Source organism: Halomonas sp. BL6 (assembly GCF_006228115.1).
Lineage (GTDB): Bacteria > Pseudomonadota > Gammaproteobacteria > Pseudomonadales > Halomonadaceae > Vreelandella > Vreelandella piezotolerans.
In genome coordinates, this window is sequence record NZ_VDGL01000001.1 from 155,413 (window position 1) to 169,736 (window position 14,324).

Here is a 14,324-nt window from a genome sequence, read left to right on the forward strand (position 1 = left end):
GCGGCTCGAGGTGGGAGTAGGCGCCCGCATGAAAGCGTTACTGTTACGTTAAGTCTGCCCAGCCTGCCGTCGAAAGCGCAAAGGATTAATAAGAAACTAGCGATAGTGAATAACATTCACTAGCATAACGTTTAAATAGAGTGATTGAAGCAGGTAGTGGCTTCCCCTTGCAGGGTGTGTTCAAACACTGTTTAAAGAGATGAAATAACGCGCTGGGCACTTTTGCTGGTTGATAAGGTCGAAAAATTCGCCTAAAAAACGTTCATAGCAGCGCAAACGTGTGAAAATCAGCAAAAGTTGGCTCTTTTCGTAGTAACCGCGCTATGCTTGGTGCTAAATATCGTTTTATAAGAAGGTTCCCATATTCTGGCGTAGTGCAAGCACTGCGCTTAGTAACCGGTTAGATGACCCATGGAATGCTCGACATGGAATTAAGAGAGTGGTTAATCATTCTAGGACTGGCTCTGGTTTCGCTGATCGTTGTTGACGGCGTGCGTAGGCTCCAGCGTCAGCGTCGTGTGCCCCGGCTAGACCAAGCGGTAAAAGATTTGCCTACCGCGAAGTTGGAAGAGTTAGACGACGAGGCGAAAGAAGCCGAGATCAATTGGGAACTGCCCAATGGCGGTGCTCGGGTCGTCAAACCCGCCGACTATAGCGGGCTGGGGCAAAAGCCCAAACTCAAACGCCAAGAGCACCCTGGCCCTTCCAAAGTGCTGTCGGATTTCCGTCGTTCGTTCAGTAAACCCTCTAGTAAAACCACGTCTCGTCCCGAGCCTGCTGCCCCCAGGCCTGCCGAACGGCACGCGGCAGCTCAAGAAGTGAAACCAGACCTCCGTCGCGAGCCGAGTGTGTTTGCCAAAGACGACGCACAGGTAACGACACCCGCACCGTCTGTGTCTGTCGATGCAGCGCCGGCCCAGCCAATAGCGACTCAGCCAACGTCTGCGGCAACGGCAACGCCTGACCCCGTCAAGGCCTCCAGCAGCGCACCTGCCATGAGCGCTTCGGCCGAAGAGCCCGCTGTAACGGCACCGGCCGATGAGCTGCCAACCACTCAGCCTGACATACCTAAGACAGCCGAAGCGCCCGCAGCGAAAGAAGCCGCGGACGATGAGCCGACACCGACTCCTGAACCGGTGCTGCGCGCTGAGCCAGAGGACGCCGTTTTTGCCAAGCACGCCGCTGATGCCCCCAAACGTCGGCAACTGCGTGATGAGACCGTTGGCGACCGTGAGCTGGACGACGACGAAATCGACGAGTACCGCTTGGTCGATTTCGAAGGTATTGGACGCTCGTTCAAACGCCGCATCATCGAGCGCCGTAAAGAGAGAGCGATCAAAAAGGCCGAGAAAGCCAAACGCGCCGAAGCATTAGCCAAGCAGAAGGCCGAGCGTAAAGCGCTGGAAGCCGAACAGCGCCGTGAAGCCAAGCAGGCTGCTGAAGCGGAAAAAGCACGTATCGCACAAGAGAAGGCTCAAGCCCGGGAGGCCGCTGCCTATGAAGCAGCCGCCCAACAGGAGGCCCCACAGTCGGCGCCCGTATGGGATGAGTATGATGAGTATGAGGACAGCGCACGACATTACGATGAGCATTACCAAGGCGTCGATGACGAGCTGGAAGCGACCTACGCTGCACAAGATAACGTGGTTCGCGCCCATCCGACCTTGGAAAAAGCGCTACGTCACGATGTGAACGGCGAGCACGCCAAAGAGACGTTGGCCAATGCCGACGAGATGGTAGTGATCAGCGTTCTTTCCCGTGACCCGGACGGGTTCGATGGCGGTAAGCTGCTCGAACTCATCATGGCATGCGGGCTGCGCTATAGCCGTACCATGGGCGTATTTCACCGTTTCGAAACGGAAAGCCCGGACAGCGAGCTGCAGTTCTCCATGGTTAACGTGCTCAAGCCCGGCACGTTCCCCATCGAAGAGATGGACGAGTTCGTGACACCCGGTATTACGTTCCTGATGCCGCTACCCGGCGCGGTGGATAGCTCTGCCGCCTTCGAGGCGATGGTAGAGACCGCCATGGTCGTCGTTCGCCATATGGGCGGTGAATTGAAAGACGAAAACCGTAGCGTGATGACGGCACAAACCATCGAGTTTGCCCGTCAGCGGGTGCATGAATTCGAACGTCGTCACCGTTTGCATCGCCAACTGCAGGCGCGTTAACCGCCACACTGCGCTGACACCCGCCTTCTTCTGGAAGGCGGGTGTTTTTGTTACTGAATACCCGTTTATCTGTCTTCGGAATCTCTGAATGAGTCAGCCTGACCCCACTCTGTTGGAAGAGATCAGCCGGCTGCGCGCCGATCTCGATGATGCCAATCACCGTTATTACGTGCTGGACGAACCCACGCTCACCGATGCGGACTATGACCGTAAACTGCAGCGCTTGAAACAGATAGAGAGCGAGCACCCCGAGCTGATCTCCCCCGACTCGCCCACTCAACGAGTCGGTGCCGCCCCGGCAGAGGGCTTCCCCGAAGTCGCCCACGCCATACCCATGCTGTCGTTGGATAACGCCTTTAGCCGTGGTGACATCGCGGCCTTTGCCGAGCGCGTTGCGGAGCGTTTGGAGTGCCAAGCCAGCGAGATCGCGTTTAGCTGCGAACCTAAGTTGGATGGTGCGGCGGTCTCGCTGGTGTATGAGCAGGGCGTACTGGTCAGCGGCGCGACGCGGGGAGATGGCCGCACCGGGGAGGGCATCACCTCCAACCTGCGCACGCTGCGCTCGGTACCGCTCAAACTCATGGGCCAGCAGGTGCCTGAGTTACTGGAAGTGCGCGGCGAAGTGATCATGCGCCATGCCGGGTTCGAAGCCCTCAACGAGCGGGCCAGAGAGGAGGGCAGTAAGGTGTTTGCCAACCCGCGTAACGCCGCCGCCGGTAGCCTGCGCCAGCTCGATCCGCGCATTACGGCGACCCGCCCGTTGGAGTTTCACGCGTACCAAGCCGCCCGCTTGGAGCCCGACTTGGGCGACACCACCCACAGTACGCTGATGTCCCGTTTATCCACCTTGGGTTTTCGCACCAGTACAGAGCTCACCACGCTGCAAGGCCCCGACGCCGTCGCGGACTACTGCGAGCAGCTCGGTGCTAAGCGCGATCAGCTGGGCTACGACATCGACGGCGTGGTGATCAAGGTCGACGACCTGCGCCATCAGCGGGAGCTGGGCTTCGTTGCTCGCGCGCCGCGTTGGGCGGTGGCGTTCAAGTTCCCCGCTCAGGAAGAGGTCACTACCCTAAACGACGTGGAGTTTCAGGTGGGACGCACAGGCGCCATTACGCCGGTCGCCCGGTTGGAGCCGGTCACCGTTGCCGGGGTGACGGTCTCGAATGCCACGCTGCACAATGCCGATGAGATTAGTCGCCTGGGCGTGATGATTGGCGACACGGTCGCGATTCGCCGCGCGGGCGACGTCATTCCTCAAGTCGTACGCGTGGATGAAGAGAAGCGCCCGGCGGACGCCCGGGCGATCGTTTTCCCAGATCACTGCCCTGTGTGCGGTTCGGATATCGAACGTATCGAAGGCGAAGCCGTGGCGCGCTGCTCCGGTGGGCTGTACTGCGCCGCCCAGCGTAAAGAGGCGCTAAAACACTTCGCCAGCCGTAAAGCGCTGGATATCGACGGCCTGGGTGAGAAGCTGATCGAACAGCTGGTGGATCAGGCGTGGGTGAAAACCCCGGCCGATCTGTTCCACCTTGGCGTCGATCCGTTGAAGAGCCTGCCGCGCATGGGCGAAAAGTCCGCCACCAACCTGGTCAACGCGCTGGAAAAAGCCAAGCAGACCACGCTGGCGCGGTTCATCTACGCGCTGGGCATCCGTGAGGTGGGCGAGGCCACGGCGGCCAATGTGGCCAACCACTTCGGTACGCTGCAAGCGTTACAAGAGGCCGATCTGGCGGCGCTGGAGGCCGTCAATGACGTGGGCCCCGTAGTGGCAGCGCATATCCACACCTTTTTCCGCCAGCCCCATAACTTGGAGACGCTGCAAGCGTTGATCGAAGCGGGCGTGACCTGGCAAGAGGCCGAGGTGACGCAAGGTCCCACGCCGCTGGAGGGGCAGACTTGGGTGCTGACCGGCACGATGGACAGCATGACCCGCGACGAAGGCAAAGCGCGGCTTCAAGCGTTAGGCGCCAAAGTGGCGGGCAGTGTCTCCAAGAAAACGACCTGCCTCGTGGCGGGTGAAGCCGCCGGCAGCAAGCTCACTAAAGCCGAGCAGTTGGGGGTCGAGGTGATCGACGAAGCCACGTTCATCGAGCGTTTAGCCGCCTGGGAGCAGAGCGAATGAGCCGTTTTATCGAAGTCCCGGCGCGCATGCTGCCGCCGGACACCCTCACCGCGCTATTGGAAGCCTTCGTCACCCGCCAAGGGTATGACACCACCGATACCGGCGAAGGCATGAGCGGCTGGGTCGCCGAGCTCAAGCAGCAGCTTGACCGTCACGAGCTGATCATTGCCCACGACCTAGAGCTCGAGATGACCGAGGTGATGACTCTCGCCCAGTGGCGCTCCTTTGGGCGAGAGTTGGCGGATGACGAGGAAGAGGGCGATTACTGAGCCCGCACTAGCGCGCTGATCAGCCGCCGCCCCGGATGAAGATGGTCCACCAGCGGCTGCTCGATGGGCAGCGGCTCATCGCAAAGGCGCGATGCGAGGACTTCCGCACACAGCGGCGCGCTCGCCAGCCCCCGTGAGCCATGCGCGGTGGATATCCACAGCCCTGGGTAGTGTTCACCGGGGATGGACGGTACTTTCGAGGCATCCTTGCGCAGTACGGCATAGTCCCTCTGCCATGCCGCCGCGTTGGGCACCGGCCCCGCGTATGGGGTTTTATCGGGGCTGGCGGCCCGCACCGCTGCCCGGCCTTCCAGCGCCTCTGGGCGTAATGAAACGCCGGAGGCCTCAAGCGCGGCCACCCACTCTGGTAGCGCCTGGCGCAGTTCGTCGATATTGCGCTGGTGCTCTTCGTCGATGACGTGGCTCGTCGCGTCGTTGGGAACGAAGCTCGCACCAAAGGTCAGTACGTTCTCGATGGGCGGCGACACATAGCCTCCCGCGCACACTACTTTATCCGGCGTCTGGGTGCCTTCTGGCAGCGTTAGCTCGCTGACCTGGCCCCGAACCTGCTGCAGCGGCAATTCGGCGGTTTGGGTAAACCGATTGGCCAGCGACGCCGTGGCGATCACCACGTGGTCGGCCTGTAGCCTCTCTCCATTGGCCAGCGCGACCTGCCATCTCGGTGTCTGTTCCGATGTCTGTGCCAGTCCGGTGACGTCGCCCTGCTGCACGGTAATGCGGGGGTGTTGCAACCACTGCTCGCAAAGCCGTTTTGGCCGTGCCCATCCCGCTTGTGGGTAGTAGAGCCCCTGGGAGGCCGAGACCGGCACGCCCGCCAGCTCGCTGAGTGTGGTGTCGGTGTGTGCCGACACGACGGAGGCGGGCAGCGGGTGATGGGCCATGAAGCGGCGTTGGCGCGTGGCCTCTTTATCGCTGAGCGCCAGCTGCACGACTCCGCACGGCTGCCAAAGCGGCGGCTCCTGTGGATGAGCCGCCGCCAGCTGTCCAAACTGGCGCTGGCTATACAGAAGTCCCGCTAAATAGAACCGGCTCTGCAGGTTGGTATCTACCGCCAGCTTCACATAGAGCGCCCCCTGGCGGTTGCCGGAGCCGCCTGCGCCTGGTGCGTCGCGCTCGATGACTGTCACCCGTTTGCCGCGCTTGGCCAACGCCGCCGCCACGCTGCTTCCCGCTAGGCCTGCGCCGATCACCACCACATGGTGCGCGTCGCGGTGAGTGGGGGGCATGAACCAGGGCGTTGCGCTGCGCCGCGCATCGGGTGGGGGTGTTTCAATGCCACCAGCCAGCATCTCTCGCTTGCGGCCAAACCCCGGTACTTTCTGCCAGTGAAAGCCCGCCGCTTTCAGGCCGCGCTTGACGATGCCCGCGCAGGTAAAGGTGGCGAACGTCGCCCACGGGCGAGACCGGGCGGCCATGGCCTCGAACAACTCGGGTTGCCACATATCCGGGTTTTTCGAGGGTGCAAAGCCATCGAGAAACCAGGCATCCACTTGGCCGTCCAGCAGGTTGAGCCGTTCGGTGGTGTCGCCAAAGTGAAGGTCGAGGGTGACACGCTCGCTTAAATGTAAGCGGTGAATACCGCTGACCGCGTCAGGCCAGAGGGCACATAGCACCTGTGAATAACTCGCCAACGAGGGCCAAGCGCTGAGCGCGCGCGTCAACGCTTCCCGGCTCAACGGAAATTTTTCTGTGGATAACAGGTGCAGTCGCGCGTCGGCTGGAGCGTTCTGCTCGAAACAGGCCCACGCACAGAGCATATTGAGGCCAGTGCCAAAGCCCGTTTCGCCGATCACGAACGCCCGCGATGCCTGCCACGCCGCAAAGCGCTCTGGCAGCCGGTTCGCTCCCAAAAACACGTGCTCGGTTTCGGCACGGCCATCCTCACGGGAAAAATAGACGTCGTCGAAGGCGTCCGAGTGGGGTGATGTGTCGTTCCAAGTGAGCTGTGGGGCGCTCAATGCCGCCAGTGGCGGCAGGGTGGGAGCTTGAGCAGGGCGTTGTGTCACGCGGGCATCCGTGGGTAATGAATGGTTGGTTAAAAAATGATCAATTTGTTCATCGGGGCGCTATCTCTGGCTTATAGAAAAGCGTCCGCCGGGTTTTCACAGAGTTTTCCACAGGCTCTGTGAAAAAGCGGGCGGACCCTCCATACTCGCCCCAAAGCGTCAAGGCAAAACTTTTTTGAATGGCTTAACAATTACCTTGGCATAGACCCCTGCGATGATGTAAGGATCGGCGTCTGCCCATGCCTGCGCCTCTTCTAAACTGTCGAATTCCGCCACGACCAAGCTGCCGCTAAAGCCTGCATCGCCGGGGTTATCGGCATCGATGGCGGGATGTGGGCCTGCCAAAATGAGCCGCCCCTCGTCGCGCAGTGCTTCCAGACGCGCAAGGTGGTCAGGGCGAGCCGCCAGGCGGCGTTCTAGGCTGTTGGCAACGTCTTCGCTGATAATGGCATAAAGCATGGGGATAACTCCTTGAAGGCAGGGGACGTGGCGACGTTGTCGCCAAGGTCAATACATTGACCGCACCCCGGTTAGCGCGCACCATGGCGAGCCTGTTCGTGTTGTACACGCCTATTCTGACAAACTCGCCACACGGCGTCATGCTAATGCCACTACTTCCTAATGCTCTTGCGACGGCACTGCCCGCCGCCTTCGAAGCCGACCAGCGTTACACGGTAGATTTGCACATGCACTCGACCGCTTCCGATGGTGCGCTCTCGCCTACCGAGCTGGTCGCGCTGTGTGCCGAACGCGGTGTCACCCACCTCTCCTTGACCGACCACGACACCATGGCGGGGGTGGCGGAAGCGAGCATCGCCGCCCAGCAGCAGGGGCTCTGCCTAGTGCCTGGGTGCGAGTTGTCCACTCGCTGGCAGGGCATCGGTATCCATGTGGTCGCGCTGCTGCCAGGCGGCTTGCAGGGGCCGATGGTCGAGGGGTTGGAGCGCCAGCGCGACGCGCGCATCCAGCGTGCCGACGTGATCGCCGCAAGATTAGAAAAGATGGGGCTGCCCAATGCGCTGGAAAAAGCCCGCGCCCAGGCGGGCAGCGATCGCCCGCTCGGGCGGCCCGATTTTGCCCGGGCGCTAGTGGCGGAAGGCGTGGTGGCCGACTGGGCCGGCGCGTTCAAACGTTATCTAGGCAGCGGAAAGAAGGGCGATGTCAAAGCCCACTGGCCGGAGATCAGCGAAGTGGTGGGTTGGGTCGTGGCGTCTGGCGGGGTGGCCGTGCTGGCTCATCCGCTACGCTACGGGCTCACTCGGCGCAAACGCGGTCTGCTAATGGATAGCTTCATGGACGCCGGAGGCCAAGGGGTGGAGCTAGTGAGCGGACAGCAAAACCCGGACACCACCCGCGACCTTGCGCGCCAGCTCGTCGAACGCGAGCTATACGCCTCACTGGGTAGCGACTTCCACTTTCCCGGCAGCCATGCCGCCCCCGGCAGCATGAGCCCGGTACCCCGTACCGCCGCGCCGCCGATTTGGCAGCATCCTCGCTTGGCTCATCTGCGCGATGCCCCCAGTGGCATGCTGGTCCGTGGGTGTTAAGCGGTTGAATCAGCTACGCTGAAGAGAACACTCTCACCTCTGCCGACTAGGAGTCATCGATGAGCCAGTACTTTCAGATACATCCGGAAAACCCGCAAAAGCGGCTGATCGATCAAGCCACCGAGATCATTCGCAAAGGCGGCGTGGTGGCGTACCCCACGGACTCGGGCTATGCGCTGGGTTGCCATCTAGGCGAAAAAAAAGCCATCGAGAAAATCAAATGGCTGCGCTCGCTGGATGACAAGCACAACTTTACCCTGGTGTGTTCGGACCTGTCCGAAATAGGTACTTACGCCAAGGTGGATAACGCCGTATTTAGACTGCTAAAGGCCCATACCCCGGGCCCTTACACCTACATTCTCAATGCCACCACCGAGGTGCCGCGCCTATTGCTGCATCCCAAGCGCCGCTCCATCGGCGTACGGGTGCCCGACCACCGGATTACCCACGCGCTGCTCGACGCGCTGGGTGAGCCGCTGATGAGTGTGACGCTCATTCCTGTGGGTGAGGCGCTGCCGATGAGCGACCCCGAGGAGATCCGCGACCGCTATGGGGCTCATCTGGATTTGATTATCGATGGCGGTGCTTGCCACCTCGACCCCACCAGCGTGATCGACCTGCGCGAACTGCCGCCAAAAATCGTGCGGGAAGGGCGTGGCGACATTACCCCGTTTCAAGACGGATACTAAACGTGTCGTACGACGGGGGCGCTTGGCGCCCCCGTTTCCGCATGAGCGCTACGACTCGCTTGGTGTGTCATCGTCAGTGTCGTCCTCTTTTTTCTGCGCTTTCTTGCGTGGGTCTTCGCTATCTTCATCCAGCCAAGTGCCGCAGCGTAGGCAGTAGCGGGCGCGCTTTTCATGACGGTCGTGGCCGCAGCCAGGACAGGCCTCTTCCGAGTAGCGGTCTTCACGAATCGAACGAATGACTTGGGCCGAGAACACGCCGGTGGGCACGGCGATGATCGAGTAGCCAATCAGCATCAGGATGACGGTGATGGCTTTCCCTAGGGGGGTAGCGGGCACGATGTCACCATAGCCCACCGTGGTCATGCTCACGATGGCCCAGTAGATCGACATGGGAATGCTGGTAAAGCCCGCCTCGGGCGATTCGATGGTGTACATCAGCGCGGCAAACAGCGTGACGACCATGAGAATGCTGCTAAAAAAGAGCAGAATCTGGCGCAGACTGCGTTTGAGCGCATCCAACAGCAGGCGACCTTCGCCGACGAATTCCATCAGCCGTAAAATGCGAAAAATCCGCAGCACGCGCAGAATTCGCACGATCACCAGCCCATGGGCGCCCGGCACCAGCAGCACCAGCCAAGTGGGAATGATGGCCACGACATCGACGATGCCATAAAAGCTCTTGAGGTAGACCGTCGGGCGCTCCAAACAGTAAAGACGGACCAGCAGCTCCAGGCTGAACAGTAGCGTAAAGGCCCACTCTACGTAGAAGAAGAGCTGCCCGTAACGTTCGGCATAGATCTCGATACTGCCCAGCAAGATCACCGTCACGCTCAGCAGGATGGCGACGATGAGCGCAATGTCGAACGCCTTGGCCCCCGGCGTATCGGATTCGAAAATAATGTGAAACAGCCGGGCGCGAAGTCCGTCGGCACCGGGCGTAAGGGGAAAGCTCATTGCATCATCCTGAAGTCGGCTTCATCAATCGGGCAGTGTGGTTAGCGTAGCGCGGTTTCGTGGGCCAAGCGACGGGCCAGATTTAACGCAGCAACGCCGTAGGTCGTCGACGGCATGCCTTGGGCATTCAGCGCGTTGGGCAGTGCTTCTGCCTCGCTGCGCGCTGCACTATCGAGCTGGGGGTGCTGGGCCAACGTATCCAGCGCCTGACGTGCGGCGTTTAGATGCGCAGCGTCGCCGCTATCATGATAGGCGTCCAGCGCGACGGTGGCGCGGTGCAGCCACTCGGCAGGGCGCTTGGCGGTGGGCAGCGGCCAGTGCTGGTGGCCTAGGGCATTGCCCCGCGCTGCCTTGCTGGTATCGGAGGGGCGCAGCGCTATTTGGCTCGCCAACTCGACGGCGAGCGTCCACAGGGCTGCCGGGGCACCGGCTTTCAGTTCCAGCTCCACTTCACGAATCGGCGCTCGCGCGCTGCCGCAGACGATCTCTCCTTCGTCCAGCACCAATTCGATGTCGCTGTCTTGCCACACTAACTGCCAGCTTTTCCGGGTGAAATCGGTGCTGAGCGTCGGGCGCAGCGCTGCGATGCAATCGCCAAGCGCCCCTTGAAACGGAGGCAGCTCTGCCAGCGCCGCCTGGTCGAGAGTGGCTGAGGGAACTTGCCACTCCCACTCCTGTCGGCTGGAGAGTCCGCCACCGCCCTGGCCGGCCGTTTTGACGGTTTGCAGCACTTGCTGATCAATGGTGCGAAGGCGCACCGCCACCCGTGCGGCGGCCAAGTCGCCTGTGGGGGTATCGAAGTAGGTGTTGGCGAGCTGCTGCTGGTGCGGTGGCGTCGCGGCCAGTAACGGATGATGGCACAGCGCATCCGACTGACCGCTGGGCAGGGCCAGCTTGAGCTCCACTTCCGTAGGGGCTGGCGTTTTGGTTGACTCTTTCATGACAATCGCCACCTCGATATTGTGACATTTTGGTTAATTTTTGATGACATTATGAACTTTTCATGACGGCGGCGGGCGCACTCTTTATACTGGCGCCCGCCATTTCCAGGCTCCCCGAAAACAGGCTAAAGGCTATATGGTAACCTCCAACCCTTTTTCCGCGATGTTTGGCCGCTCGCCATTCCAGCCGCTGCTGGCCCACATCGTCAAGGCCAATGAATGTGCCGATCAACTGCTCCCGTTCTTCGAGGCCACGTTGACCGGTGATTGGGATACGGCGGCAGAACTGCGCGAGAACGTGACGCGCTTAGAGCACGACGCCGACACCCTGAAGACAGAGCTGCGGCTGAACTTGCCCAACACCATGTTCCTGCCCGTCTCGCGCTCTGACCTGCTCGATCTGATCAGCGTGCAGGACAAGATCGCCAATAAAGTCCGCGACATTACCGGCATCATGCTGGGCCGTAAAATGCGCGTGCCCGACGTGTTGGCCGAGCCGATGCGTGACTACATGCGTACCAGTGTGGCGTGTGTGGCCCAAGCGCGCCAAGCATTGGAAGAGTTGAAAGACCTGCTGGAGTCCGGCTTTGGTCGCAACGTTTCCGACGTCATGCAGAACATGATCCGCGAACTCCACACCCTCGAACATCAGGCCGACAGCCAGCAGGTGGCGATCCGTCGTCAACTGTTCGAGTTGGAGAGCCAACTGCCGCCGGTGGACGTGATCTTTCTCTACAAGATCATCGAGTGGGTCGGTGAAGTCTCTGACCGCGCAGAGCGCGTGGGCAGCCGCCTGCAGATTTTGACCGCACGCTAAGGGATACTCATGCAGATTATTGCTCAGCACGGTGACATCTTTATCATTCTGGCCTGTTTGTTCGGCTTCTTCATGGCCTGGGGCGTGGGGGCCAACGACGTGGCCAACGCTATGGGCACTTCGGTGGGGTCGAAAGCGATCACCATCAAACAGGCGATCATCATTGCGGTGATCTTCGAGTTCCTGGGAGCGTGGCTGGCGGGTGGCGAGGTGACCAACACCATCCGTAAAGGGATCATCGACCCCGAACTGCTGCAAGAAGACCCGCAACTTTTGGTGTACGGCATGTTGGCGGCGCTATTGGCCGCCGGTACGTGGCTGCTGGTGGCCTCGGTGAAAGGTTGGCCCGTCTCCACCACGCACTCCATCGTCGGTGCGATCGTAGGCTTTGCGGTCGCCGGTCTGGGGGCGTCTACCGTCGATTGGAGCGCGGTGACCACGATTGCTGCCAGCTGGGTCGTTTCCCCGCTGCTGGCCGGTACCATCGGCTTCGTGCTGTTCAAATCGGTGCACCACCTGATCTTCGAGAACGATAACCCGTTCACGGCCGCCAAGCGCTACGTGCCGGGCTACGTGTTCTTGGTAGGGTTCATCGTTGCCATGGTGACCTTGACCAAAGGTCTCTCCCATGTGGGGCTCAATCTCACCTTCAACCAGAGCCTGCTGCTATCGATCATGATCGGCTTGGTCATCATGGGCATCGGCATGCTGATGCTTCGCCGTATCAAGTTCGAAAAGAGCGCCAACGACCACTTTGGCTACGCCAACGTTGAGCGAGCGTTTGGCGTGCTGATGATCTTTACCGCCTGCGCCATGGCGTTTGCCCACGGCTCTAACGACGTGGCCAACGCCGTGGGGCCGCTGGCAGCGGTCATCAGCGTGGTGCAAACCGGTGGTGAAATCGAAGCGTCCGCGCTGGTGCCCTGGTGGGTACTGGTGTTGGGGGGCGGCGGCATCGTCGTGGGTTTGGTGACCTACGGCCATAAAGTGATCGCCACGGTCGGTACCGGCATTACCGAACTGACCCCGAGCCGCGGTTTTGCGGCGACGCTGGCAGCGGCCACCACGGTCGTGCTCGCCTCGGGTACCGGCCTGCCGATTTCGACGACCCACACCTTGGTTGGGGCCATTCTCGGCGTCGGCTTGGCGCGCGGCATGGCGGCGTTGAACCTGCGCGTGATTGGCACCATTGCCATGTCCTGGTTGATCACGCTGCCGGCTGGCGCGGGCTTGGCCATTCTGTTCTTCTTCATGTTCAAAGGCATGTTTGGTTAAACGTTCGGCACGCCAAGACGACACTGTTTGACCTACAGCGGCACCTTCTTTGCAGATGATCTTCTTATCAGATCGTTGCAATAGAAGGTGCCGCTGTTTTTGGTGCTCTGTTAAAGTAACTAGCGTCACTTTCATTCACCTGCTGCCGGAGAGCGGCCCTTGGACACTCGTTTCCCCTTCGTAGATTGGTTTCGTAACGCCTCCCCGTACATCAATGCCCATCGGGGGCGAACCTTTGTCATCTTGATCGAAGGCGAAGCCATGGCGTCTGGCCGAGGGGAGCAGCTCATTCAGGATTTGGCGCTGCTGCACACCTTGGGCGTGCGCTTGGTGGTGGTGTTTGGCATTCGCCCCCAAGTGCACGAGGCGCTGACGGCCGCCGGTGTCGAGCCTACCCGCATCGATGGCCGCTGGGTCGCCGACCGCGCCGTGATGGCTCATGTGGAGCAGGTGGCCGCTCACCAGCGGCTCTGGTTGGAAGCGCGGCTCTCGCTGGGCCTGCCCAGCACGCCGCTGCACGGTGTCGAGCTTAGCGTGATTTCCGGTAACCTCGTCACCGCCAAGCCGCTGGGCGTGCGTGAAGGCGTAGACTTCGACCATAGCGGCGAAGTGCGCCGGGTGCGCGCCAGCGCCATCGAAGGGCTGCTGGATAAAGGCTCGCTGGTGCTGCTACCGCCGCTGGGGTTCTCCAGCACTGGAGAAGTGTTCGATCTGGACGCCTCTGAAGTGGCCCAGCACGCCGCCGTGGCGCTCAAGGCAGACAAGCTGATTCTGCTGGGCGAGTCGGACGGTTTGGAGGACGAGCAGGGCGCGCTTCTGCGCCAGCTTTCACCTTTCGAAGCCGAACCGCGCTTGCAGCAGGCCGTGCCCGGCAGCGAGCTGGCGCGCCACCTCAACGCCGCCTGCACCGCTGCCCGGGAAGGCGTGGCCCGCACACACCTGTTGTCGTGGCGTAATCACGATGCGCTGCTGGGCGAACTGTTCACCCGCGACGGCGTGGGCACCATGATCACCCAGCATCGCTACGAGCAGCTTCGCCCCGCCACCCTCAACGACGTGGCAGGCCTGCTCGAGTTACTGGAGCCGTTAGAGCGGCGTGGCATGCTGGTTGCGCGTTCCCGCGAGCGGCTGGAGCACGAGATCGACGATTACATGGTGATCGAACGCGACGGTATGGTGATCGGCTGTGCGGCGCTGCACGTCTTCCCTGATACCACCGTGGGTGAGTTAGCCTGTGTGGCCGTTCACGGCAACTACCGGGGCGGCGAGCGCGGCGAGCGCCTAGTCGAAGCCCTTGAACGACGCGCCCGTCAGCGGGGGCTTTCCGACATGTTCGTGCTCACTACGCATACGGCCCACTGGTTCGTCGAGCGCGGCTTCCGCGCCGCCAGCCTGGACGACCTGCCCCCCCTCAAACGCGAGGCCTACAACCACGCCCGTAAGTCCAAGGTGCTGGTGAAAAATCTGGCGGGATGAAAGTGAGTGGTGAATGGTGAATGGTGAGTGGCT

The 14,324-nt window shown here is 61.2% G+C and carries 12 protein-coding genes; 8 read left to right on the plus strand and 4 right to left on the minus strand.

Features of this window, described 5'->3' with window-relative positions; all coding sequences use genetic code 11:
• The first annotated feature begins 425 nt into the window (after positions 1-425).
• From zipA to FHJ80_RS00720, 3 genes are all read left to right on the plus strand, one after another.
• A complete protein-coding gene (gene zipA / locus FHJ80_RS00710; protein WP_139525157.1) occupies positions 426-2,171 on the plus strand; it encodes a cell division protein ZipA in 1,746 nt (581 codons plus the stop codon).
• Between the two features lie 88 nt (positions 2,172-2,259).
• Positions 2,260-4,296, plus strand: a complete 2,037-nt coding sequence (gene ligA, locus FHJ80_RS00715) for an NAD-dependent DNA ligase LigA (RefSeq protein ID WP_139525158.1) — start codon at positions 2,260-2,262, stop codon at positions 4,294-4,296.
• The gene (locus FHJ80_RS00720; RefSeq protein WP_139525159.1) at positions 4,293-4,565 is read left to right on the plus strand and encodes a YheU family protein; all 273 of its coding nucleotides are present in this window, start codon (positions 4,293-4,295) and stop codon (positions 4,563-4,565) included. The genes ligA and FHJ80_RS00720 overlap by 4 nt, the downstream gene beginning before the upstream one ends.
• On the opposite strand, the gene mnmC is transcribed toward FHJ80_RS00720, so the two are convergent.
• Together mnmC and FHJ80_RS00730 are read right to left on the minus strand one after the other, a co-directional pair.
• Positions 4,559-6,592 (minus strand): bifunctional tRNA (5-methylaminomethyl-2-thiouridine)(34)-methyltransferase MnmD/FAD-dependent 5-carboxymethylaminomethyl-2-thiouridine(34) oxidoreductase MnmC, encoded by a 2,034-nt coding sequence (gene mnmC, locus FHJ80_RS00725; protein ID WP_139525160.1) that lies wholly within the window; start codon positions 6,590-6,592, stop codon positions 4,559-4,561. The two genes, FHJ80_RS00720 and mnmC, sit on opposite strands and share 7 nt — an antisense overlap.
• Before the next feature lie 159 nt (positions 6,593-6,751).
• Positions 6,752-7,051, minus strand: coding sequence for a YciI family protein (locus tag FHJ80_RS00730; RefSeq protein ID WP_139525161.1), 300 nt, complete (start codon positions 7,049-7,051; stop codon positions 6,752-6,754).
• A 146-nt stretch (positions 7,052-7,197) separates the two neighbouring features.
• Between FHJ80_RS00730 and FHJ80_RS00735 the strand changes: the two genes are divergently transcribed.
• Positions 7,198-8,139, plus strand: a complete 942-nt coding sequence (locus tag FHJ80_RS00735) for a PHP domain-containing protein (RefSeq protein WP_139525162.1) — start codon at positions 7,198-7,200, stop codon at positions 8,137-8,139.
• 59 nt (positions 8,140-8,198) lie between these two features.
• Positions 8,199-8,828 (plus strand): L-threonylcarbamoyladenylate synthase, encoded by a 630-nt coding sequence (locus tag FHJ80_RS00740; protein ID WP_139525163.1) that lies wholly within the window; start codon positions 8,199-8,201, stop codon positions 8,826-8,828.
• Positions 8,829-8,876: 48 nt separating this feature from the next.
• On the opposite strand, the gene FHJ80_RS00745 is transcribed toward FHJ80_RS00740, so the two are convergent.
• Both FHJ80_RS00745 and FHJ80_RS00750 read right to left on the minus strand, forming a co-directional pair.
• Positions 8,877-9,782 (minus strand): ion transporter, encoded by a 906-nt coding sequence (locus tag FHJ80_RS00745; protein WP_139525164.1) that lies wholly within the window; start codon positions 9,780-9,782, stop codon positions 8,877-8,879.
• A 41-nt stretch (positions 9,783-9,823) separates the two neighbouring features.
• A complete protein-coding gene (locus FHJ80_RS00750; protein WP_139525165.1) occupies positions 9,824-10,723 on the minus strand; it encodes a CYTH domain-containing protein in 900 nt (299 codons plus the stop codon).
• 136 nt (positions 10,724-10,859) lie between these two features.
• Here FHJ80_RS00750 and FHJ80_RS00755 point away from each other — a divergent pair, with 136 nt between their 5' ends.
• The 3 genes from FHJ80_RS00755 (at position 10,860) to argA (ending at position 14,291) form a co-directional block, all read left to right on the plus strand.
• On the plus strand, positions 10,860-11,540 hold the full coding sequence (locus FHJ80_RS00755) for a TIGR00153 family protein (protein WP_139525166.1): 681 nt from the start codon (positions 10,860-10,862) through the stop codon (positions 11,538-11,540).
• Positions 11,541-11,549: 9 nt separating this feature from the next.
• Complete coding sequence (locus FHJ80_RS00760) at positions 11,550-12,815, plus strand: inorganic phosphate transporter (RefSeq protein ID WP_139525167.1); 1,266 nt, start codon at positions 11,550-11,552, stop codon at positions 12,813-12,815.
• Between the two features lie 159 nt (positions 12,816-12,974).
• Positions 12,975-14,291 carry an amino-acid N-acetyltransferase gene (argA, locus tag FHJ80_RS00765; protein ID WP_139525168.1) on the plus strand — a complete coding sequence of 439 codons (1,317 nt, stop codon included), beginning with the start codon at positions 12,975-12,977 and terminating at the stop codon, positions 14,289-14,291.
• Positions 14,292-14,324 lie beyond the last annotated feature (33 nt).

What these genes read in the sequence shown, in the direction of transcription:
- zipA (WP_139525157.1), top strand. Translation starts at nt 426, where the DNA reads ATGGAATTAAGAGAGTGGTTAATCATTCTAGGACTGGCTCTGGTTTCG.
- ligA (WP_139525158.1), top strand. Translation starts at nt 2,260, where the DNA reads ATGAGTCAGCCTGACCCCACTCTGTTGGAAGAGATCAGCCGGCTGCGC.
- FHJ80_RS00720 (WP_139525159.1), top strand. Translation starts at nt 4,293, where the DNA reads ATGAGCCGTTTTATCGAAGTCCCGGCGCGCATGCTGCCGCCGGACACC.
- FHJ80_RS00730 (WP_139525161.1), bottom strand. Translation starts at nt 7,051, where the DNA reads ATGCTTTATGCCATTATCAGCGAAGACGTTGCCAACAGCCTAGAACGC.
- FHJ80_RS00735 (WP_139525162.1), top strand. Translation starts at nt 7,198, where the DNA reads ATGCCACTACTTCCTAATGCTCTTGCGACGGCACTGCCCGCCGCCTTC.
- FHJ80_RS00740 (WP_139525163.1), top strand. Translation starts at nt 8,199, where the DNA reads ATGAGCCAGTACTTTCAGATACATCCGGAAAACCCGCAAAAGCGGCTG.
- FHJ80_RS00745 (WP_139525164.1), bottom strand. Translation starts at nt 9,782, where the DNA reads ATGAGCTTTCCCCTTACGCCCGGTGCCGACGGACTTCGCGCCCGGCTG.
- FHJ80_RS00750 (WP_139525165.1), bottom strand. Translation starts at nt 10,723, where the DNA reads ATGAAAGAGTCAACCAAAACGCCAGCCCCTACGGAAGTGGAGCTCAAG.
- FHJ80_RS00755 (WP_139525166.1), top strand. Translation starts at nt 10,860, where the DNA reads ATGGTAACCTCCAACCCTTTTTCCGCGATGTTTGGCCGCTCGCCATTC.
- FHJ80_RS00760 (WP_139525167.1), top strand. Translation starts at nt 11,550, where the DNA reads ATGCAGATTATTGCTCAGCACGGTGACATCTTTATCATTCTGGCCTGT.